The sequence below is a fragment of the Pseudomonas sp. SMV71 genome (assembly GCF_052042015.1).
In the GTDB taxonomy this organism is placed as follows: Bacteria; Pseudomonadota; Gammaproteobacteria; order Pseudomonadales; family Pseudomonadaceae; genus Aquipseudomonas.
Genome location: NZ_JBKGGU010000001.1, coordinates 90,837 through 113,251, shown reverse-complemented (window position 1 = coordinate 113,251; position 22,415 = coordinate 90,837). Strand labels below are relative to the sequence as shown.

At 60.8% G+C, this 22,415-nt stretch carries 19 protein-coding genes; 18 read left to right on the top strand and 1 reads right to left on the bottom strand.

Going from position 1 to position 22,415, the window contains the following annotated elements; all coding sequences use genetic code 11:
* Nucleotides 1-26: 26 nt before the first annotated feature.
* The gene (gene map, locus ACLEJQ_RS00595; protein ID WP_440791196.1) at nucleotides 27-809 is read right to left on the bottom strand and encodes a type I methionyl aminopeptidase; all 783 of its coding nucleotides are present in this window, start codon (nucleotides 807-809) and stop codon (nucleotides 27-29) included.
* A 463-nt stretch (nucleotides 810-1,272) separates the two neighbouring features.
* On the opposite strand from map, the gene rpsB reads away from it, so the two are divergent.
* From rpsB to tilS, 18 genes are all read left to right on the top strand, one after another.
* Nucleotides 1,273-2,010 carry a 30S ribosomal protein S2 gene (rpsB, locus tag ACLEJQ_RS00590; RefSeq protein ID WP_003198231.1) on the top strand — a complete coding sequence of 246 codons (738 nt, stop codon included), beginning with the start codon at nucleotides 1,273-1,275 and terminating at the stop codon, nucleotides 2,008-2,010.
* A 192-nt stretch (nucleotides 2,011-2,202) separates the two neighbouring features.
* Complete coding sequence (gene tsf, locus ACLEJQ_RS00585; protein WP_440791194.1) at nucleotides 2,203-3,069, top strand: translation elongation factor Ts; 867 nt, start codon at nucleotides 2,203-2,205, stop codon at nucleotides 3,067-3,069.
* A gap of 213 nt (nucleotides 3,070-3,282) precedes the next feature.
* Nucleotides 3,283-4,026: a UMP kinase gene (gene pyrH, locus ACLEJQ_RS00580; protein ID WP_003189161.1), complete on the top strand. Its 744-nt coding sequence runs from the start codon at nucleotides 3,283-3,285 to the stop codon at nucleotides 4,024-4,026.
* Nucleotides 4,023-4,580: a ribosome recycling factor gene (frr, locus tag ACLEJQ_RS00575; RefSeq protein ID WP_440791192.1), complete on the top strand. Its 558-nt coding sequence runs from the start codon at nucleotides 4,023-4,025 to the stop codon at nucleotides 4,578-4,580. The genes pyrH and frr overlap by 4 nt, the downstream gene beginning before the upstream one ends.
* A 13-nt stretch (nucleotides 4,581-4,593) precedes the next feature.
* Entirely contained in the window at nucleotides 4,594-5,349 is a 756-nt protein-coding gene (gene uppS, locus ACLEJQ_RS00570; RefSeq protein WP_440791190.1) for a polyprenyl diphosphate synthase, read from the top strand.
* Entirely contained in the window at nucleotides 5,349-6,155 is an 807-nt protein-coding gene (locus tag ACLEJQ_RS00565; protein WP_440791189.1) for a phosphatidate cytidylyltransferase, read from the top strand. The genes uppS and ACLEJQ_RS00565 overlap by 1 nt, the downstream gene beginning before the upstream one ends.
* On the top strand, nucleotides 6,152-7,342 hold the full coding sequence (ispC, locus tag ACLEJQ_RS00560; protein WP_440791187.1) for a 1-deoxy-D-xylulose-5-phosphate reductoisomerase: 1,191 nt from the start codon (nucleotides 6,152-6,154) through the stop codon (nucleotides 7,340-7,342). Before ACLEJQ_RS00565 ends, ispC begins: the two co-directional genes overlap by 4 nt.
* 52 nt (nucleotides 7,343-7,394) lie before the next feature.
* Nucleotides 7,395-8,747 (top strand): RIP metalloprotease RseP, encoded by a 1,353-nt coding sequence (rseP, locus tag ACLEJQ_RS00555; RefSeq protein ID WP_440791185.1) that lies wholly within the window; start codon nucleotides 7,395-7,397, stop codon nucleotides 8,745-8,747.
* A gap of 74 nt (nucleotides 8,748-8,821) precedes the next feature.
* Nucleotides 8,822-11,209: an outer membrane protein assembly factor BamA gene (gene bamA / locus ACLEJQ_RS00550; protein WP_440791183.1), complete on the top strand. Its 2,388-nt coding sequence runs from the start codon at nucleotides 8,822-8,824 to the stop codon at nucleotides 11,207-11,209.
* A gap of 45 nt (nucleotides 11,210-11,254) precedes the next feature.
* Nucleotides 11,255-11,758 carry an OmpH family outer membrane protein gene (locus ACLEJQ_RS00545; RefSeq protein ID WP_024779019.1) on the top strand — a complete coding sequence of 168 codons (504 nt, stop codon included), beginning with the start codon at nucleotides 11,255-11,257 and terminating at the stop codon, nucleotides 11,756-11,758.
* A 3-nt stretch (nucleotides 11,759-11,761) separates the two neighbouring features.
* Nucleotides 11,762-12,817, top strand: a complete 1,056-nt coding sequence (gene lpxD / locus ACLEJQ_RS00540; RefSeq protein ID WP_440791182.1) for a UDP-3-O-(3-hydroxymyristoyl)glucosamine N-acyltransferase — start codon at nucleotides 11,762-11,764, stop codon at nucleotides 12,815-12,817.
* A gap of 105 nt (nucleotides 12,818-12,922) precedes the next feature.
* Entirely contained in the window at nucleotides 12,923-13,363 is a 441-nt protein-coding gene (gene fabZ / locus ACLEJQ_RS00535) for a 3-hydroxyacyl-ACP dehydratase FabZ (protein WP_440791181.1), read from the top strand.
* Nucleotides 13,360-14,136 carry an acyl-ACP--UDP-N-acetylglucosamine O-acyltransferase gene (lpxA, locus tag ACLEJQ_RS00530; protein WP_440791179.1) on the top strand — a complete coding sequence of 259 codons (777 nt, stop codon included), beginning with the start codon at nucleotides 13,360-13,362 and terminating at the stop codon, nucleotides 14,134-14,136. Before fabZ ends, lpxA begins: the two co-directional genes overlap by 4 nt.
* A 2-nt stretch (nucleotides 14,137-14,138) precedes the next feature.
* Complete coding sequence (lpxB, locus tag ACLEJQ_RS00525) at nucleotides 14,139-15,266, top strand: lipid-A-disaccharide synthase (RefSeq protein ID WP_440791177.1); 1,128 nt, start codon at nucleotides 14,139-14,141, stop codon at nucleotides 15,264-15,266.
* Entirely contained in the window at nucleotides 15,266-15,919 is a 654-nt protein-coding gene (gene rnhB, locus ACLEJQ_RS00520; RefSeq protein ID WP_440791175.1) for a ribonuclease HII, read from the top strand. Before lpxB ends, rnhB begins: the two co-directional genes overlap by 1 nt.
* Nucleotides 15,920-16,130: 211 nt before the next feature.
* Nucleotides 16,131-19,652, top strand: a complete 3,522-nt coding sequence (gene dnaE, locus ACLEJQ_RS00515; protein ID WP_440791173.1) for a DNA polymerase III subunit alpha — start codon at nucleotides 16,131-16,133, stop codon at nucleotides 19,650-19,652.
* A gap of 148 nt (nucleotides 19,653-19,800) precedes the next feature.
* Nucleotides 19,801-20,748, top strand: a complete 948-nt coding sequence (locus ACLEJQ_RS00510) for an acetyl-CoA carboxylase carboxyltransferase subunit alpha (RefSeq protein ID WP_440791171.1) — start codon at nucleotides 19,801-19,803, stop codon at nucleotides 20,746-20,748.
* A 134-nt stretch (nucleotides 20,749-20,882) separates the two neighbouring features.
* Nucleotides 20,883-22,211, top strand: a complete 1,329-nt coding sequence (gene tilS / locus ACLEJQ_RS00505; RefSeq protein WP_440791169.1) for a tRNA lysidine(34) synthetase TilS — start codon at nucleotides 20,883-20,885, stop codon at nucleotides 22,209-22,211.
* Nucleotides 22,212-22,415 lie beyond the last annotated feature (204 nt).

Genomic DNA, 22,415 nt, shown 5'->3' with positions numbered 1-22,415 from the left:
ATCTATAGCTATAGGCTGGGTTCGGTTCAGGCAGAAACGCGAGGTATGGTGTCGTCGCTGCGCAAGGTGAAGATCTCATACCCGGTCTCGGTCACCAGCAGGGTGTGCTCCCACTGGGCCGACAACTTGCGGTCCTTGGTGATGGCGGTCCAGCCGTCGCCCAGCACCTTGGTGTCGGCGCGGCCCTGGTTGATCATCGGCTCGATGGTGAAGGTCATGCCGGCCTGCAGTTCCATGCCGGTACCGGCACGGCCGTAGTGCAGGATCTGCGGTTCTTCGTGGAACACCTTGCCGATGCCGTGACCGCAGAACTCGCGTACCACCGAGAAGCCATTCTTTTGCGCGTGCTTCTGGATCACTTCGCCGATGTCCCCGAGGCGGCAGCCCGGTTTCACCAGTTCGATGGCCATGTACATGCATTCCTGGGTGACCTTCGACAGGCGCTGGGCCCACTCCGGCACGTTGCCGACATGGAACATGCGGCTGGTGTCGCCGTGATAGCCGTCCTTGATGACCGTGACGTCGATGTTCAAGGTGTCGCCATCCTTCAACGGCTTTTCGTTGGGGATGCCGTGGCAGACCACGTGGTTGATCGAAGTGCAGATCGACTTCGGAAAGCCTTTATAGTTGAGCGGCGCGGGGATAGCCTTCTGTTCGTTGACGATAAAGTCATGGCAGATGCGGTCCAGCTCTTCGGTGGTCACGCCAGGCTTGACGTAATCGGCGATCATTTCCAGCACGTCGGCGGCGAGTTTGCCGGCGACACGCATTTTGGCGATGTCCTCGGGAGTCTTGAGGGTAACGGTCATACAGGCTCTCTCTGCGCCCGACGGCGCTGTTCGATGCGAAATGGGCGGCGGGTGATGATACGCCGAGCCCTGAAAGAGGCGATTCTAACAGACCATCCTGGCAATCCGCGCCTGTCAGCAATACCAGATCGGTCAGGCACCATAAATAAACCGTGGCGAGGGAGCTTGCTCCCGCTGGGGCGCGTAGCGGCCCTCGCTTTATTGGGGCTGCTGTGCAGCCCAGCGGGAGCAAGCTCCCTCGCCACGGTTTTGTGCCCGGCTTGAGGTGTTTTGCCTACCTGCAGAATCCGTGTTCCGTTTTCGCCCACGCTGTGGTATAAAATGCGCCGCTTTCCGGGGATGACCCCGCAAGCTTAAATCCACACACGTGTCGACACGATGACCTGGGTGCCTTCGGCTCATGCAGCTGCTGGTTGGTCATTGGGATACGTGGAGGCCAAACCCGACTTATCAAGGAACTATCATGTCCCAAGTCAACATGCGCGATATGCTGAAGGCCGGTGTGCACTTCGGTCACCAGACCCGTTACTGGAACCCGAAAATGGGCAAGTACATTTTCGGCGCGCGTAACAAGATCCACATCATCAACCTTGAAAAAACCCTGCCGATGTTCAACGAAGCACTGACCTTCGTAGAGCGCCTGGCCCAGGGCAAGAACAAGATTCTGTTCGTCGGCACCAAGCGTTCCGCTGGCAAGATCGTTGCTGAAGAAGCAGCACGTTGCGGTTCGCCGTACGTCGATCACCGTTGGTTGGGCGGCATGCTGACCAACTTCAAGACCATTCGTGCTTCCATCAAGCGTCTGCGTGACCTTGAAGTGCAGTCCGAAGACGGTACTTTCGCCAAGCTGACCAAGAAAGAAGCGCTGATGCGCACTCGCGATCTTGAGAAGCTGGACCGCTCCCTGGGCGGTATCAAGGACATGGGCGGCCTGCCTGACGCACTGTTCGTGATCGACGTAGACCACGAGCGCATCGCGATCACCGAAGCCAACAAGCTGGGCATCCCGGTCATCGGCGTAGTCGATACCAACAGCAGCCCGGAAGGCGTTGACTACATCATCCCAGGCAACGATGACGCCATTCGCGCCATCCAGCTGTACATGGGTTCGATGGCTGACGCTGTTATCCGTGGTCGCAACAATGTTAATGGCGGCACCGAAGTCTTCGCTGAAGAAGCTCCGGCCGCAGCCGCTGAGTAATCGACGCCCTGGCGTTGACTCAGTAAGCAAAAAGGGGGCTTGGCCCCCTTTTTGCCACCTCGAAAACCATTTGTCGCCGGCGCAGCTACCTGTTTGTCACGTGTCCCGGTCTATAAGCAGTGGTTCGAGGAAGAATTGATCGCCCGTTCGGTCGGGTGGAATGGTTGAAAACCTATCCAAGAGGATTTTGAAATGGCAGAGATTACTGCAGCGTTGGTCAAAGAACTGCGCGAGCGTACCGGCGAAGGCATGATGGACTGCAAGAAAGCCTTGACCAAGGCTGGCGGCGACATCGAGAAAGCCATTGATGACATGCGTGCCTCGGGCGCCATCAAGGCCGCCAAGAAAGCGGGCAACGTTGCCGCTGAAGGCGCCATCGCCATCAAGGACGACGGCAAGGCCGCCGTTCTGCTGGAAGTCAACTCCCAGACCGACTTCCTGGCTCTGCAGGATGACTTCAAGGCATTCGTCGCTGCCAGCGTCGAGAAAGCCTTCGCTGACAAAATGACCGACGCCGCTCCGCTGATCGAAGCCCAGGAAGCTGCACGCCTGGTCCTGGTCGGCAAGACTGGCGAGAACGTCAACATCCGTCGCCTGGTTCGCGTCGAAGGTGACGTGGTCGGTACTTACCTGCACGGTAACAAGATCGGCGTGGCTGTTGTCCTCAAGGGCGGCGACACTGAGCTGGCGAAAGACATCGCCATGCACGTGGCTGCGTCCAACCCTGAGTTCCTGCTGCCTTCGGACGTATCGGCCGAAGCGATCGAGCGTGAAAAGAACGTCTTCCTGCAACTGAACGAAGAGAAGCTCAAGGGCAAGCCTGCCGATATCGCCGAGAAGATGGTTTCCGGTCGTATCTCCAAGTTCCTGGCTGAAGCAAGCCTGGTCGAGCAAGCGTTCGTCAAGAACCCGGAAATCAAGGTCGGCGATCTGGCGAAGAAAGCCGGTGCCGAAATCGTTTCGTTCACCTACTTCAAGGTTGGTGAAGGCATCGAGAAGCCGGTCGACAACTTCGCTGAAGAAGTTGCTGCCCAGGTAGCTGCTGCCAGCAAGCAATAAGACAGGTTTTTACAACTGTCGCCCGGAAGAGGCTGCCCGCTCACGCGCGCAGCCTCTTTTTGGATGAGGATGCCGATTTTTATTGGTTTCCTGTCGGAACTGACTTACAAAGCCGTGTTCCGATGGCGCTGTGTCAGCGCCAAGCTAGAGTGAACGCAGGCTGTAAAACGGCCGCAGAGAATTTTCAAAAATACGCCGCAGGAGAGATTCGCAATGGCTCAGCAGGGCAGTGGTTATCAGGCTCGCTATAAACGCATTCTACTCAAGCTTAGCGGCGAGGCCCTGATGGGCTCCGAAGAGTTCGGAATCGATCCGAAAGTGTTGGATCGCATGGCCCTGGAAGTCGGTCAGCTGGTCGGCATCGGTGTCCAGGTCGGCCTGGTCATCGGCGGTGGCAACCTGTTTCGCGGCGCGGCGCTGAGCGCAGCCGGCATGGATCGGGTCACAGGCGACCACATGGGCATGCTGGCCACCGTGATGAACGCCTTGGCTATGCGCGATGCGCTGGAGCGTGCCAATATCTCGGCCATCGTGATGTCGGCCATTTCCATGGTTGGCGTGACCGATCACTACGATCGCCGCAAGGCCATGCGCCACCTCAACTCCAAGGAAGTGGTGATTTTTGCCGCCGGCACCGGTAATCCGTTCTTCACCACGGATTCGGCTGCCTGCCTGCGAGCGATCGAGATCGATGCCGATGTCGTGCTCAAGGCAACCAAGGTCGATGGTGTCTACACTGCCGACCCGTTCAAGGACCCGCATGCCGAGAAGTTCGATCATCTGACCTACGATGAAGTACTGGATCGCAAACTGGGGGTCATGGACCTGACGGCCATCTGTCTGTGCCGCGACCACAAGATGCCGCTGCGCGTCTTTAACATGAACAAGCCCGGCGCCCTGCTGAATATCGTACACGGCGGCGCGGAAGGGACTCTGATCGAGGAAGGCCAACAATGATCAACGAAATCAAGAAAGACGCCCAAGCGCGTATGCAAAAATCCCTGGAGTCTCTGAGCCACGCGTTTGGCCAGATCCGTACCGGCAAGGCGCACCCGAGCATCCTGGGCAGCGTGATGGTGCCTTACTATGGCGCCGACACGCCTATCAGCAGCGTTGCCAACATCACCGTCAAGGATTCGCGAACCCTGCAAGTCGTGGCCTTCGAGCGCAACATGCTCGCGGCGGTCGACAAGGCGATCCAGAGCGCCGGCCTGAACCTCAACCCGACCAACCTGGGCGAGTTGCTGCTGGTCTCCATGCCTGCCCTGACCGAAGAAACCCGCAAGGGCTTCACCAAGCAGGCGCGCAGCGCAGCCGAGGATGCTCGGGTGGCTGTGCGCAACATCCGCCGCGATGCCCTGGGTGAGCTGAAGAAGCTGGTCAAGGACAAGGAAATCAGCGAAGACGAAGAGCGTCGCGCAGCGGCCGACATCCAGAAGCTGACCGACAAGGCAGAGGCTGACATCGATGCGGCCACCAAGCAAAAAGAAGCGGACTTGATGGCCGTATAAGGGTCTCGTTTTCATGGAAAAGACCAAGCAGGCCTTGCCGTTCGCGGTGCCGCGCCATGTGGCGATCATCATGGACGGCAATAACCGTTGGGCCAAGAAACGCTTCATGCCTGGCGTTGCCGGGCATAAGGCCGGGGTCGACGCGGTTCGCGCGGTCATCGAGGTGTGTGCCGAGGCCGGGGTCGAAGTGCTGACCCTGTTCGCGTTCTCCAGTGAGAACTGGCAGCGCCCGGCCGATGAGGTCAGTGCTTTGATGGACCTGTTCCTCAAGGCCCTGCGCCGCGAGGCCAAGCGCCTCAACGATAACAGCATCAGCCTGCGCATCATCGGTGATCGCTCGCGTTTTCATCCCGAGCTTCAAGCTGCGATGCGCGAAGCCGAGGCTGCAACGGCCGGTGCCGACCGGTTTGTCCTGCAGATTGCCGCCAACTACGGTGGCCAGTGGGACATCGCCCAAGCCGCCCAGCGGCTGGCACGGGAAGTCCAGGCCGGTCATCTGCGTCCGGAAGATATCACCCCGGACCTGCTGCAGACCTGTCTGGCGACCGGGGACCTGCCGTTGCCGGACCTGTGTATCCGTACCGGTGGCGAGCACCGCATCAGCAACTTTCTGCTCTGGCAACTGGCTTACGCCGAGTTGTACTTCTCCGACCTGTTCTGGCCGGACTTCAAACACGAAGCCATGCGCACCGCACTGGCCGATTTCGCTTCCCGTCAGCGTCGCTTCGGTAAAACGAGCGAGCAGATCGAGGCTGGAGCCCGGGTTTAATGCTCAAACAACGAATCATCACCGCCCTGATCCTGTTGCCCATCGCCCTGTGCGGCTTTTTCCTGCTCGAAGGTGCCAGTTTTGCCCTGTTCATCGGGCTGGTCGTGACACTGGGCGCTTGGGAATGGGCGCGGTTGGCGGGTTTTCCTGCGCAGTCGGCACGTGTGACCTACGCCGTGGCGGTGGCCGCCATGCTGTTCATCATGCATCTGATACCGGGCCTCGCGCCCTGGGTGCTGGGGGCTGCGGTGCTCTGGTGGGCGACGGCGACCTTCCTGGTGCTGACCTATCCGAACACCACTCATCATTGGGCCAATGCGGCCACCAAACTGATGATCGGCCTGCTGATCCTGCTGCCCGCCTGGCAAGGCCTGATCTGGATCAAACAGGGACCGTTGGGCAACTGGCAGATCATGGCGGTCATGGTGCTGGTCTGGGGCGCCGACGTCGGCGCGTATTTCTCCGGCCGGGCCTTTGGCAAGCGCAAGCTGGCCCCCAAGGTCAGTCCCGGCAAGAGTTGGGAAGGGGTCTATGGCGGCCTGGCCTTGAGTCTGGTCATCACGACCGTGGTCGGTTTCGTGCGGGACTGGACGGTCGCGCAGTTGCTGATGGGCCTGTTTGGCGCCGCTGTCGTCGTCTTTGTGTCGGTAGTCGGCGACCTGACTGAAAGCATGTTCAAGCGCCAGTCCGGAATCAAGGACAGCAGCAACCTGTTGCCCGGTCACGGCGGCGTGCTGGATCGTATCGACAGCCTGACCGCCGCGATTCCGATCTTCGCCGTGCTGCTGTGGATGGCGGCTTCGTGAGTCGGCCGCAACAAATCACAGTACTGGGTGCCACCGGCTCGATCGGGCTCAGTACGCTTGATGTCATCGCTCGGCATCCCGAGCGTTATCAGGTATTCGCCCTGAGTGGCTTCACACGCCTGAGTGAGTTGCTGGCGTTGTGCATGCGCCACGCGCCTCGGTTTGCCGTGGTGCCCGAGGCGGGCGTAGCGCAGGCCTTGCAGGATGATCTGCGCGCCGCCGGGCTGTCCACCCGAGTGCTGGTGGGGGAGGAGGGCCTGTGCCAGGTAGCCTCCGACCCGGAAGTCGATGCCGTGATGGCGGCAATTGTCGGCGCGGCGGGCTTGCGTCCGACGCTCGCAGCGGTGGAGGCCGGCAAGAAGATCCTGCTGGCCAATAAGGAAGCCCTGGTCATGTCCGGCGCACTGTTCATGCAGGCCGTGCGCAAGAGCGGCTCGGTGCTGCTGCCCATCGACAGTGAACACAATGCGATTTTTCAATGCATGCCGCAGGATTTTTCCCGTGGCCTGGGCGCGGTCGGGGTCAGGCGGATTTTGCTGACAGCCTCCGGCGGTCCGTTCCGGCAGACACCGCTGGAAGAATTGATGCATGTTTCACCCGAGCAGGCCTGTGCGCATCCGAACTGGTCCATGGGGCGCAAGATTTCCGTGGATTCGGCCAGCATGATGAACAAGGGGCTGGAGCTGATCGAAGCCTGCTGGCTGTTCGATGCCAAGCCGTCGCAGGTCGAGGTGGTGATTCACCCGCAGAGCGTGATTCACTCCCTGGTGGACTACATAGACGGTTCGGTGCTGGCTCAGTTGGGCAACCCGGATATGCGCACGCCGATCGCCAACGCCCTGGCCTGGCCGGTGCGGATCGATTCCGGCGTCGCGCCGCTGGACCTGTTCGCCATCGCTCGCCTGGATTTCCAGGCGCCTGACGAACAGCGCTTCCCCTGCCTGCGCCTGGCCCGACAGGCGGCCGAGGCGGGCAACAGCGCGCCAGCCATGCTCAACGCGGCCAATGAAGTGGCGGTTGCGGCGTTTCTCGATGGGCGTGTCCGTTACCTCGAGATCGCGAGTATCATCGAGGAAGTGTTGAATCTGGAAGCCGTGGTCGCGGTCGACGACCTCGATGCGGTATTCATGGCGGATGCCAGGGCTCGTGAATTGGCGGGCCAATGGCTGCAGCGCCACGGGCGTTGAAGCTGCGATACGTTAGCCAGGGTCGCCCTGGACAGGATTGCGGAGAAAACAGATGAGCGCGCTCTATATGATTGTCGGCACCCTGGTAGCTCTGGGGGTGTTGGTTACCTTTCACGAATTCGGTCATTTCTGGGTCGCACGTCGCTGTGGCGTCAAGGTGCTGCGTTTTTCCGTGGGCTTTGGCATGCCCCTGGTGCGCTGGCACGACAAGAAAGGCACCGAGTTCGTCGTGGCGGCGATTCCACTGGGCGGCTACGTCAAGATGCTCGATGAGCGCGAAGGCGAAGTGCCCGCCGATCAGCTCGATCAATCGTTCAATCGCAAGAATGTCCGCCAGCGCATCGCTATTGTCGCTGCGGGGCCGATTGCGAACTTCCTGCTGGCGTTGGTTTTTTTCTGGGCGCTGGCAATGCTGGGCAGCGAACAGGTGCGTCCGGTCATCGGCGCGGTAGAGGCGGGCAGTGTGGCGGCCCGGGCCGGATTGGGGGCTGGGCAGGAAATCGTCGCCATCGACGGCGAGCCGACATCGGGCTGGGCCGCAGTCAATCTGCAACTGGTGCGTCGTCTGGGTGAGAGCGGCTCGTTGCAATTGAAGGTGCGCGAGCAAGGTTCCTCGGTAGACACGCCGCGCGAGCTGATGCTGGATAACTGGCTCAAGGGTGCGGACGAGCCGGATCCGATTCGCTCCCTGGGCATCCGCCCATGGCGTCCTGCGTTGCCGCCGGTGCTCGCCGAACTCGATCCCAAAGGCCCGGCCCAGGCTGCCGGTCTCAAAGCCGGCGACCGTTTGCTGGCACTCGATGGCCAGGCCGTGACTGACTGGCAACAGGTTGTCGATGCGGTTCGCATACATCCTGATACCAAAATTGTGCTGCGCGTCGAGCGTGACGGGGCTCAGATCGACGTCCCGGTCACCCTGGGTGCCCGTGGCGAGAGCAAGGCGCCGACCGGCTACCTCGGGGCGGGCGTCAAGGCCGTCGACTGGCCGCCTGAAATGGTCCGCGAAGTCAGTTTCGGTCCGGTGGCGGCGATTGGCGAGGGCGTGCGTCGTACCTGGACCATGAGCGTGTTGACCCTCGACTCGCTGAAGAAAATGTTGTTCGGCGAGCTCTCGGTAAAAAACTTGAGTGGACCGATAACCATTGCTAAAGTGGCGGGCGCTTCTGCCCAGTCGGGCGTCGCTGATTTCCTGAATTTCCTTGCTTATCTGAGCATTAGCCTGGGGGTTCTGAATTTGCTGCCCATCCCGGTGCTGGATGGGGGGCATCTGCTGTTCTATCTGATTGAGTGGGCGCGTGGTCGTCCCTTGTCGGATCGGGTTCAAGGTTGGGGGATACAGATTGGTATCAGTCTGGTGGTCGGGGTGATGTTGCTTGCCTTGGTCAACGATCTGGGTCGTCTGTAACGCTTTGCTGAATTGCGAATCTGCCGCATTTTGCGGCAGTTTGTTTATTGCCAGTTGGAATAAGAAAGGACTTCATGAAACGTCTGCTGCTAACCGCGGTTATTACCGTGTTGATGATCGCCGAAGTTCACGCCGAGTCCTTCACTATCTCTGATATTCGCGTCAACGGCCTGCAGCGGGTTTCCGCGGGCAGCGTCTTTGGTGCCTTGCCGTTGAACGTCGGTGAGCAGGCGGATGATCGGCGCCTGGTGGAGTCCACTCGTGCGCTGTTCAAGACCGGCTTCTTTCAAGATATCCAACTGGGCCGTGACGGCAATGTCCTGGTCATCACGGTAGTCGAGCGTCCGTCGATCGCCAGCATCGAGATCGAAGGCAACAAGGCGATCTCTACTGAAGACCTGATGAAAGGCCTCAAGCAATCGGGCCTCGCCGAAGGCGAGATCTTCCAGCGCGCCACCCTCGAAGGCGTGCGTAACGAACTGCAACGCCAGTATGTCGCCCAGGGCCGCTACTCGGCCACCGTCGACGCCGAAGTCGTACCGCAGCCGCGCAACCGCGTGGGCCTGAAGGTCAACATCAACGAAGGCACCGTGGCCGCCATCCAGCACATCAACGTGGTGGGCAACACGGTTTTCCCTGACGAAGACCTGACCGACCTGTTCGAACTCAAGACCACCAACTGGCTGTCGTTCTTCAAGAACGACGACAAGTACGCCCGTGAAAAACTCTCCGGTGACCTGGAGCGGCTGCGTTCCTACTACCTGGACCGGGGCTACATCAACATGGACATCGCTTCGACCCAGGTGTCTATCACCCCGGACAAGAAGCACGTCTACATCACCGTCAACGTCAATGAAGGCGAGAAGTACACCGTTCGTGACGTCAAGCTCAGCGGTGACCTCAAAGTCCCGGAAGACCAGGTCAAGTCGCTGCTGCTGGTGCAGAAGGGCCAGGTGTTCTCGCGCAAGCTGATGACCACCACGTCCGAACTGATCACCCGTCGCCTGGGGAACGAAGGCTACACCTTCGCCAACGTCAACGGCGTGCCACAGCCGCACGATGACGACCACACCGTCGATATCACCTTCGCGGTGGACCCTGGCAAACGTGCCTATGTGAACCGCATCAACTTCCGTGGCAACACCAAGTCCGAAGACGAAGTGTTGCGGCGTGAAATGCGCCAGATGGAAGGTGGCTGGGCCTCGACCTACCTGATCGACCAGTCCAAGACCCGCCTGGAGCGCCTGGGCTTCTTCAAGGAAGTCAACGTCGAGACGCCGGCGGTGCCGGGTGTCGATGACCAGGTCGATGTGAACTACAGCGTGGAAGAGCAGGCTTCCGGTTCGATCACCGCCAGTGTCGGTTTCGCCCAGAGCGCGGGCCTGATCCTCGGTGGCTCGATCACCCAGAACAACTTCCTGGGTACCGGTAACAAGGTCAGCATCGGCCTGACCCGCAGCGAGTACCAGACCCGTTACAACTTCGGCTATGTGGACCCCTACTGGACCGCCGACGGCGTCAGCCTGGGCTACAACGCCTTCTATCGCACCACCGACTATGACGAGCTCGACTCCGATATCTCCAGCTATGCAGTGGACAGCCTGGGTGCAGGCGTCAACGTGGGGTATCCGATCAGCGAAACCTCGCGCCTGACCTTCGGCCTTACTGCTCAGCAGGACAAGATCAATACCGGTCGCTACACCGTCGACGAGATCTTCGATTTCGTGAACCGTGAAGGCGACAACTACCTGAACTTCAAGGCCTCGGCCGGCTGGTCCGAATCGACCCTGAACAAAGGCGTGCTGGCGACGCGTGGCCATTCCCAGAGCCTGGTATTGGAAACCACGACCCCTGGCAGCGATCTGTCGTTCTTCAAGCTCGATTACCGCGGCCAGTTGTTCCAGCCGTTGACCGACAACTACACCGTGCGCCTGCACACAGAGTTGGGCTATGGTGATGGCTACGGTTCGACCGACGGCCTGCCGTTCTACGAGAACTACTACGCCGGTGGTTTCAACTCGGTTCGTGGCTTCAAGGACAGCACGCTGGGGCCTCGCAGTACGCCGAGCCGCGGCGTAGGCGCCACAGGCAACGTAGGTACGATTGCGGACCCGGATCAGGATCCGTTGCCGTTCGGTGGCAACGTGCTCATCCAGGGCGGTCTCGAGGTGCTGTTCCCGATGCCGTTCGTCAAGGATCAGCGCTCGCTGCGTACCTCGGTTTTCTGGGACGTGGGTAACGTTTTCGACTCCAAGTGCGAAACCACCACCAATACCAATGGGACCAAGTCCAACACGACGTGCAACGACATCAGCCTGAGCAACATGGCCAGTTCCGTCGGCGTGGGTGTGACCTGGGTCACTGCGCTCGGTCCTTTGAGCTTCGCCCTGGCGATGCCGATCAAGAAACCGGATGACGCTGAAACCCAAGTGTTCCAATTCTCCCTCGGCCAGACGTTCTAAACGCCTGACCCAAGACAACGACAATGGATTTTGTAGGAGTGCATCGTGCGTAAGTTGACTCAATTGGTTCTCCTGGCGACCGTACTGGTCGCAGGTCCGGCTTTTGCCGACATGAAGATCGCCGTGCTGAACTATCAGATGGCCCTGCTGGAATCCGATGCGGCGAAGAAATACGCCGTGGATGCCGAGAAGAAGTTCGGCCCGCAACTGACCAAGCTCAAGAGCCTGGAAAGCAGCGCTAAGGGTATCCAAGACCGCCTGGTAGCCGGTGGCGACAAAATGGCCCAGGGCGAGCGTGAGCGCCTGGAGCTTGAATTCAAGCAAAAGGCCCGTGACTTCCAGTTCCAATCCAAGGAGCTGAACGAAGCCAAAGCCGTTGCCGACCGTGAGATGCTCAAGCAGCTCAAGCCGAAACTCGACAGCGCCGTGGAAGAAGTCATCAAGAAAGGTGGTTTTGACCTGGTGTTCGAGCGGGGTGCCGTGATCGATGTCAAACCGCAGTACGACATCACGCGCCAGGTCATCGAGCGCATGAATCAGCTGAAATAATCCATGACAGCGACTATCAAGCTCGGCCAGTTGGCCGAGTTCCTCGGCGCCACCCTGCGTGGCGACCCGGAGAAGGCAATGACTGGGCTAGCCACTTTACAAGAGGCTGGCCCAGCTCAGTTGAGCTTCCTGGCAAACCCCCAATATCGTAAATACCTGGCCAATAGCCGGGCCGGCGCGCTGTTGCTCAAGGCGGCGGATGCCGACGGGTTTGCCGGCGATGCCTTGATCGTGCCTGATCCGTACCTGGCGTACGCGCGGATTTCCCATCTGTTCGATCCCAAGCCCAAGTCGGCCGCCGGTATTCACCCCAGCGCGGTGATCGCACCGGACGCGATAGTCGATCCCAGCGCCAGCATCGGTCCATTCGTGGTCATCGAAAGCGCGGCGCGGATCGGCGCCGGTGTCACCCTGGGCGCTCATTGCGTCATTGGTGCACGCAGTGAAGTCGGTGAAGGCGGCTGGCTGGCGCCACGTGTGACCCTGTACCACGACGTGCGCATCGGCAAGCGGGTGGTGATTCAATCGGGCGCGGTGTTGGGCGGTGAAGGCTTCGGTTTCGCCAACGAGAAGGGCGTCTGGCAGAAGATCGCTCAGATTGGTGGCGTCACCATTGGCGATGACGTTGAAATCGGCGTCAACACGGCGATTGACCGTGGTGCGCTGGCTGACACGATCATTGGCAATGGCGTCAAGCTCGACAACCAGATCCAGATCGCTCACAACGTCCAGGTCGGTGACCACACCGCCATGGCTGCCTGCGTGGGTATTTCCGGCAGTACCAAGATCGGCAAGCACTGCATGCTCGCCGGTGGCGTCGGGCTGGTGGGGCATATCGATATCTGTGACAACGTGTTCCTGACCGGGATGACCATGGTGACCCACTCGATTACCGAGCCGGGTGCCTATTCTTCCGGTACGGCGATGCAACCGGCGGCCGAATGGCGCAAGAGCGCGGCCCGCATTCGTCAGCTCGATGACATCGCGCGACGTCTGCGGCAACTGGAAAAGCGTGTAGGGGACGTGACCCCTGACGGTAATGCTTCATCAGATGGCTGATACCATTTCCATATCAAGTGTGCACAGCCGTTAGGGCATCTTGATTTGCTAGCGGAGTGCGCGTCACTCGTGCGCTCCCAATCTTTACATAGGCTTCCCCCCGAAATGATGGACATCAACGAGATTCGCGAATACCTGCCTCACCGTTACCCGTTCCTGCTGGTGGACCGGGTGGTGGAACTGGATGTCGAAGGCCAGCGCATTCGCGCCTACAAGAATGTCAGCATCAACGAACCGTTCTTCAATGGTCACTTTCCCGCGCATCCCATCATGCCGGGCGTGTTGATCATCGAGGCGATGGCTCAGGCTGCCGGGATCCTTGGTTTCAAAATGCTCGACGTAAAGCCTGCCGACGGCACGCTCTACTACTTCGTAGGCTCCGACAAGCTGCGTTTCCGCCAGCCGGTCACCCCGGGCGATCAGTTGATCCTGGAAGCCAAGTTCATCAGCTGCAAACGCCAGATCTGGAAGTTCGAATGCCAGGCTTCGGTCGATGGCAAACCGGTCTGCTCGGCTGAAATCATCTGTGCGGAACGCAAGCTATGAGTTTGATCGACCCTCGCGCAATCATCGATTCGACGGCCGTCCTGGCCGCCGATGTCGAGGTCGGCCCGTGGTCGATCATCGGCGCAGGTGTGGAAATCGGCGAGGGTACGGTGATTGGTCCCCACGTGGTTCTCAAGGGACCGACCCGGATCGGCCGTCACAATCGCATCTACCAGTTTTCCTCGGTAGGCGAGGACACCCCCGATCTCAAGTACAAAGGTGAAGAAACCCGCCTGGTCATCGGCGATCACAATGTGATCCGCGAAGGGGTGACGATTCACCGTGGCACCGTCCAGGATCGTTCCGAAACGACCCTGGGCGACCACAACCTGATCATGGCCTATGCTCATATCGGCCATGACAGCGTGATCGGCAACCATTGCATCCTGGTCAACAACACCGCGCTGGCCGGCCATGTGCACGTGGACGACTGGGCGATCCTGTCCGGCTTCACCCTGGTGCACCAGTATTGCCATATCGGTGCCCACAGCTTTTCCGGCATGGGGACCGCCATTGGCAAGGACGTACCGGCCTATGTCACGGTATTCGGCAACCCGGCCGAGGCCCGCAGCATGAACTTCGAAGGCATGCGCCGACGGGGCTTCAGCGAAGAGGCCATCACTGCATTGCGCCGCGCCTACAAGGTTGTGTATCGCCAGGGCCTGACGGTGGAGCAGGCACTCACCGAGCTGGCCGAGGCCGCGGCCCAGCACCCGGAAGTCGCGATATTCCGCGACTCCATCCAGTCTTCGACCCGCGGCATCACGCGTTAATCATGGCCAATCTGCGTATCGCGCTGGTGGCAGGAGAGGCTTCCGGCGACATTTTGGGCGCAGGCCTGATGCGGGCGCTCAAGGCGCAGCATCCGGCGGTGCAGTTCATCGGTGTCGGCGGGCCGTTGATGCAGGCCGAAGGGCTGGTGTCCTACTTCCCGATGGAACGCCTGTCGGTCATGGGCCTGGTGGAGGTCCTCGGTCGCCTTCGGGAACTGCTCGCGCGGCGCAAGAAACTGATCGAAACCCTGATCGCCGAACAACCGGATGTGTTCATCGGTATCGATGCCCCGGATTTCACCCTCAACATCGAGCTCAAGCTACGCCAGGCCGGTATCAAGACCGTGCACTACGTCAGCCCTTCGGTCTGGGCCTGGCGGCAGAAGCGAGTGCTGAAGATCCGCGAAGGTTGCGACCTGATGCTGACTTTGCTGCCCTTCGAAGCCCGGTTCTACGAAGAGAAGGGCGTGCCGGTGCGGTTTGTCGGCCATACCCTGGCCGATACCATCCCGCTGGAAGCCGACCGCCCGGTTGCCCGGCAACTGCTGGGCCTGCCGGACGGTCCGCTGGTAGCCTTGATGCCTGGCAGCCGTGGCGGTGAAGTGAGTCGCCTGGGCGGGCTGTTTTTCGACGCCGCCGAACGTCTGCTGGCGAAGCGTCCGGATGTGCGATTTGTCCTGCCGTGTGCCAGCCCGGAGCGCAGGGCCCAGCTTGAAGCGCTGCTGGCCGGACGCGATCTGCCGGTGACCCTGCTCGACGGGCGCTCCCATGACGCGCTGGCCGCGTGCGATGCCGTGTTGATTGCCTCCGGCACTGCTACGCTTGAGGCGTTGCTGTTCAAACGCCCGATGGTGGTCGCCTATCGCCTGGCGCCGCTGACGTTCTGGATCCTCAAGCGCATGGTCAAGAGTCCTTACGTGTCCTTGCCCAACTTGCTGGCCCAACGGCTGCTGGTGCCTGAACTGTTGCAAGATGCCGCCACGGCCGATGCGTTGGCCGATACGCTGGCGCCATTGATCGACGGCGGGCAGGAGCAGACCCGGGGCTTTGACGAAATTCACCGTACCTTGCGTCGCGATGCTTCCAATCAGGCCGCCGACGCGGTACTGACCCTGATCGGCGCGAAATAATGATTAACTCGAAGCTACAGATGGGCCTGGACTTCAATCTGGTCGCTGAAGTCGACGCGCTGGTGGCCGGCGTCGATGAAGTGGGCCGTGGCCCTTTGTGCGGCGCGGTGGTGACGGCGGCGGTGATTCTCGATCCGAACCGGCCCATCCTGGGACTCAACGACTCGAAGAAACTCACCGAGGCCCGTCGTGAAAAGCTCTACGACGAGATCTGCGAAAAGGCCCTGAGCTGGTGCATTGCCCGCGCCGAGGTCGAAGAAATCGATGAGTTGAACATCCTGCACGCGACCATGCTCGCCATGCAGCGCGCCGTGGAAGGCCTGCACATCAGGCCGAAACTGGCGATGATCGATGGCAACCGTTGCCCGAAACTGTCGATGCGCGCCGAGGCGGTGGTCCAGGGCGACGCGAAGGTGCCCGCCATCGCGGCGGCATCGATTCTGGCCAAGGTCAGCCGCGACCGGGAGATGAGCGCTTTTGAACTGATCTACCCAGGCTACGGCATCGGCGGCCACAAGGGTTATCCGACGCCCGTTCATCTGGAAGCCCTGGCGCGCCTCGGGCCAACGCCGATCCACCGGCGCTCGTTCGCCCCGGTGCGGCTGGCTTATGAAGCGCGCGAAGGGCTGATCGAAAGCGAGAGATTCGCCTGACTCATTGTGGCGAGGGAGCTTGCTCCCGCTGGGGCGGTCCGACGTCTCGGGCGAAGCGCCCATAAGAAAGGGGACTGCTGTGCAGTCCAGCGGGAGCAAGCTCCCTCGCCACGGTTTCCGTCCTGAAGAGCATGAGCTGCTGGCTGATGTTTTACCCCAGGCCCGGTACAATCCGGGCCTTGTTGTTTTCATGACTTTACGCAGGATCACTATGCCGGCTTCATTCGTTCATCTACGCCTGCACACTGAATACTCCCTGGTCGACGGTCTGGTGCGGATCAAGCCCCTGGTCAAGACCCTGGTGGGCATGAATATGCCGGCCGTGGCGGTCACCGACCAGAACAACATGTGCTCGCTGGTCAAGTTCTACAAGACCGCCATGGGCGCCGGTATCAAGCCGATCTGCGGCGCCGACCTGTGGCTGTCGAACAAGGACCCGGACGCCCCGCTGAGCCGTATCAGCCTGCTGGTGATGAACGCCGTGGGTTATCGCAACCTGACCGAGCTGATTTCCCGTGGTTTTATCGACGGCCAGCGCAACGGCTCGATCATCATCGAGCGTGAGTGGGTGGCCGAGGCCAGCGAAGGCTTGATCATGCTGTCGGCGGCCAAGGAAGGCGAGATCGGCCTGGCCCTGCTCAGCGGCAACGCCGAAGAGGCCGAGACCCTGGCGCGTGACTGGATGGCGGTATTCCCGGACCGCTTCTACATCGAGGTGCAGCGCACCAGCCGCCCCAACGACGAAGAACACCTGCACGCCGCCGTTGCCCTGGCAGACCGGATCGGCGCGCCGCTGGTGGCGACCAACGATGTGCGCTTCATCAAACAGGAAGATTTCGAGGCCCATGAAACCCGCGTCTGCATCGGCGAAGGCCGGGCCCTGGATGATCCGCGTCGCTCCAAGAACTACAGCGACCAGCAATACCTCAAGAGCGCCGAGGAGATGGCCGAGCTGTTCAGCGACCTGCCCGAGGCGCTGGAAAACACGGTCGAAATCGCCAAGCGCTGCAACATCGAAGTGAAGCTGGGCAAGCACTTCTTGCCCAACTTCCCGATTCCCGATGGCATGACCATCGACGAATACTTCCGCAAGGTTTCCTTCGATGGCCTGGAGGAGCGCCTCAGCGTCCTGCTGCCCAAGGACACCACCGAAGATTACGAAGCCAAGCGCCAGGTCTACGTCGACCGGTTGAATTTCGAGCTGGATATCATCATCCAGATGGGTTTTCCCGGTTACTTCCTGATCGTGATGGACTTCATCCAGTGGGCCAAGAACAACGGCGTGCCGGTAGGCCCGGGGCGTGGATCGGGTGCGGGCTCGCTGGTGGCCTATGTGCAGAAGATTACCGACCTCGACCCGTTGGAATACGACCTGCTGTTCGAACGTTTCCTCAACCCGGAACGGGTCTCCATGCCCGACTTCGACGTTGACTTCTGCATGGACGGCCGTGACCGGGTGATCGACTACGTGGCCGAGAAATATGGCCGTAACGCCGTGAGCCAGATCATCACCTTCGGTTCCATGGCTGCCAAGGCGGTGGTGCGGGACGTGGCGCGGGTGCAGGGCAAGTCCTACGGCCTGGCGGATCGCCTGTCGAAGATGATCCCGTTCGAAGTCGGCATGACGCTGGAAAAGGCCTATGAGCAGGAAGAAATCCTGCGGGACTTCATCAAGGTCGACGAAGAGGCGGCGGAAATCTGGGAGATGGCCCGAAAGCTCGAAGGCATCGTCCGTAACGTCGGCAAGCACGCCGGTGGCGTGGTCATCGCGCCGACCAAGCTGACCGACTTCTCGCCGATCTATTGCGATGAAGAGGGCGACGGCCTGGTCACCCAGTTCGACAAGGACGACGTCGAGGCGGCGGGCCTGGTGAAGTTCGACTTCCTCGGCCTGCGGACCCTGACCATCATCGACTGGGCACTCAAGACCATCAACCGCGACCGGGCCAAGGCCGGCGAAGAACCGCTGGACATCGCGTTCATTCCGTTGGACGACAAACCGACCTACAGTCTGTTGCAGAAAGCCGAAACCACTGCGGTGTTCCAGCTTGAATCCCGGGGCATGAAGGAGCTGATCAAAAAGCTCAAGCCCGACTGCCTGGAAGACCTCATCGCCCTGGTGGCCCTGTTCCGTCCGGGCCCGTTGCAATCGGGCATGGTGGACGACTTCATCAACCGTAAGCACGGTCGCGCCGAACTGGCGTACCCGCATCCGGATTATCAGTACGACGGTCTCAAGCCGGTCCTGGCGCCTACCTATGGCATCATCCTGTATCAGGAACAGGTGATGCAGATCGCCCAGGTCATGGCGGGTTACACCCTCGGCGGCGCGGACATGCTGCGTCGGGCGATGGGTAAGAAAAAGCCTGAAGAGATGGCCAAGCAGCGCGGTGGTTTCATCGAGGGTTGTGCGAACAACGGCATCGATGCGGACCTGGCCGGCAACATCTTCGACCTGGTCGAAAAGTTCGCCGGTTATGGCTTCAACAAATCCCACTCCGCCGCCTACGGCCTGGTGTCGTACCAGACCGCCTGGCTGAAAGCCCACTATCCGGCGCCGTTCATGGCCGCGGTACTGTCGGCGGATATGCACAACACCGACAAGGTCGTGACCTTGATCGAGGAAGTGCGGACCATGAAGCTGCGCCTCGACGCGCCGGACGTGAACGCTTCGGAGTTCAAGTTCACGGTGAATGACGAAGGTCGCATCATCTATGGCCTCGGCGCGATCAAGGGCGTGGGCGAGGGGCCGGTGGAGGCCATCACCGAAGCGCGCCAGGACGGGCCGTTCAAGGACCTGTTCGATTTCTGTGCGCGGGTTGACCTCAAGCGTATCAACAAGCGCACCCTCGACGGTTTGATCCGCAGTGGCGCGCTGGACCGCCTGGGTCCCTATTTTCACGATGAGCCCAAGGCCTACCAGGCCAACATCGACCGCAATCGGGCGGTGTTGCTGGCAGCCATGGAAGAAGCGATCAAGGCCGCCGAGCAAACCGCCCGCACTCACGACAGCGGTCACGCCGACCTGTTTGGCGGGCTGTTCGTCGAGGAGGATGCCGATGTCTATGGCAACCATCGCAAGGCCAAGGAGCTGACCCTCAAGGAACGCCTCAAAGGCGAGAAAGACACCTTGGGCCTGTACCTGACCGGGCACCCGATCGACGAATACGAAGGCGAGATCCGTCGCTTCGCCCGCCAGCGCATCATTGACCTGAAGCCGGCCCGCGACACCCAGACCGTCGCCGGCATGATCATCGCCCTGCGGGTGATGAAGAACAAAAAGGGCGACAAGATGGGCTTTATCACCCTCGATGACCGCTCCGGGCGCATTGAGGCATCGTTGTTTGCCGATGCGTTCCACTCGGCGCAATCGCTCTTGCAGACCGACGCGATGGTGGTGGTCGAAGGCGAGGTCAGCAACGACGACTTCTCCGGTGGCCTGAGGCTGCGGGTCAAGCGGGTGATGAGCATGGAAGATGCCCGCACCAACCTCGCCGAGAGCCTGCGCCTGAAATTGCAGACCCAGGATCTCAACGGCGATCAGCTACGCTGGTTGGGTGAGTTGTTCAAGCGCCATCGCGGCGCCTGCCCGATCACCATGGAGTACATGCGCCCCGACGCCAAGGCGGTGTTGCAGTTCGGCGAAGGCTGGCGAATTGACCCGGCGGATGCGTTGATTCAAGCCTTGCGTGACCAGTTCGGCAAAGACAACGTCTTCCTCCAATACCGTTGACGGCCAGGGGCCACTGTCCAAACCTGTGTGCCCCTGATCTCGACCCGGATTTTAATCTCGACCTGAACGCGCCTCTCCCTTAAGGTAGGCGCGAATAGACAACCGGCCGGCCCAAGCTCTCTTGGACGTCGACCCAAGACGGACGCCTATGAACCCGAATTTTCTAGATTTCGAACAGCCGATCGCCGACCTGCAAGCCAAGATCGAAGAGTTGCGCTTGGTCGGTAACGACAATTCGCTGAATATCGGCGATGAAATCTCTCGTCTGCAGGACAAGAGCCGTACGCTGACCGAAGACATCTTCGGCAAGCTGACCAGTTGGCAGATCGCTCGCCTGGCGCGTCATCCGCGCCGTCCGTACACGCTGGACTACATCGATCACATCTTCACCGAGTTCGACGAACTGCACGGCGATCGTCATTTTGCCGACGACGCCGCGATCGTCGGCGGTGTCGCCCGCCTGGACGACCAGCCGGTCATGGTGATCGGTCACCAGAAAGGTCGCGAAGTCCGCGAGAAGGTGCGCCGCAACTTCGGCATGCCGCGTCCGGAAGGCTACCGCAAGGCCTGCCGCCTGATGGAAATGGCCGAACGCTTCAAGATGCCGATCCTGACCTTCATCGACACCCCGGGTGCCTACCCTGGTATCGACGCCGAGGAGCGCAACCAGAGCGAAGCGATCGCCTGGAACCTGCGCGTCATGGCCCGCCTGAAAAACCCGATCATCGCCACCGTGATCGGTGAAGGTGGTTCCGGCGGTGCACTGGCCATCGGTGTCTGCGATCAGTTGAACATGCTGCAGTACTCCACCTATGCGGTGATCTCGCCGGAAGGCTGTGCCTCGATTCTGTGGAAAACCGCCGAGAAGGCGCCGGATGCGGCCGAAGCCATGGGCATCACCGCCGAGCGGCTCAAGGGCCTGGGCATTGTCGACAAGGTGATCAGCGAGCCCGTGGGCGGCGCTCACCGCGACCCGGCCGCAGCCGCAGCATTGATTCGCACCGAGCTGAGTTCGCAACTGGCGATGCTGAAGAAACTCGACAACGACGCGCTGCTGGCCCGTCGCTACGAGCGGTTGATGAGCTACGGTCTCTGACCTGACCCTGCCTCATCCCATGTGGGAGCGAGCCTGCTCGCGATTGCGGTCTGACAGCCAACAGATAGGTTGAATGTTAAGCGGTCATCGCGAGCAGGCTCGCTCCCACATTTGTTTTGTGCAAGGTAATCGATATGAGCCAGCCAACGATTGATCTTGTAGCCCGGCTGCTGCTGAATCTTGCCCCCTGGCGCAACGCCGCCACTTGGCGCATCGCCTTCTCCGGCGGCCTCGATTCCACCGTCCTGTTGCACCTGCTCGCGTCTCTCGCAACCCGCCATTCCCTGCCGCCCCTCGGCGCCATCCATGTTCACCACGGTCTTCAATCGGCGGCGGATGCCTGGCCAGCTCATTGCCGTTCGGTGTGCGAGGCTGTTGGCGTGCCATTGGAGGTCGTGAATGTCCAGGTGCTGCCCGGCGCCAGTGTCGAGCGGGCTGCTCGGGATGCGCGTTACGCGGCATTCTGCGCCGCGCTTCACAGTAATGAGGTGCTGCTCACTGCCCAGCACCGCGACGACCAGGCCGAAACCCTGCTGTTTCGCTTGCTGCGTGGGGCAGGGGTGCGGGGGCTGGCGGCGATGCCGAGACAACGCCCACTGGGGCAGGGACATCTGCTGCGGCCACTGCTCGATGTTTCACGAGCCGAGCTGGAAGGTTACGCCACGCAGCACGGCTTGAGCTGGAACGAAGACCCGTCCAATGCCGACCTCCGCTACGCCCGCAATTACCTGCGCCAGCGGGTTTTCCCGGTATTGGCCGAACAGTGGCCGCAAGGCTCGCAGACGCTGGCGCGTAGCGCCGGGCACATGGCTGAGGCCCAGGGCTTGCTGGAGGAGCTGGCGCAGCTCGACCTGGCCCAGGCCTCGACCCCCTGCGCGTTCGACTGGCTCGGTTTGCGCTCCTTGGCGCTGGCACCGTTGCAGGCGTTGTCGCCGGCTCGTCAGCGCAATGCGTTGAGCCACTGGCTGGCGTCAATGACCCCGTTGCCCGATAGCGATCACTGGTCTGGCTGGGAATCGTTGCGCGATGCCGACAGCGATGCCCGACCCATCTGGCGGTTGGCGGCAGGTGAGTTGCATCGGGCCGGCGGGCGGGTCTGGTGGCTATCCGACCACTGGCTGCGTCCGGTTGCAGGCATCGTACCCTGGCCGGATCCGACGATAGCGTTGTACTTGCCTGGCAATGGCTCGCTGGCCTTCAGCGGCACCGCGCCGCCGGGGCCACTTTGCATACGCTATCGTCAGGGCGGCGAGGTGATGGAGTTATCGGGTCGAGGTCATCGTGATCTCAAGCGTTTGCTCAATGAACGCGCCGTGCCGGCGTTCATTCGCAGCCGATGGCCGCTGCTTTTTCGAGGTGAACAATTGCTGGCGGTGGCCAATCTGCCGGGGCTCGACAGCGCAACTGATGGCAGTTGGCAATTGAACTGGGCACCAGGAGGCCAAGATCGGGGTTTGAGCTGATAGGGGGTTTCCGGTAGACTACGCTCCCTTCTTGATACAACTTCTGTGGATTCGCCTGAATTGCAGGAGTTGCCGATTACCAAGCAGTCTTTGCTGGGCGATTCCAAAAAATGTGTAGCGAGCAACGTACCGGTGATTTCACTTCCGGTCTGTCCCAACGCGGCGGTTTTTTTGAAAGGTGCACTGTGATTAATGCAGGTGATC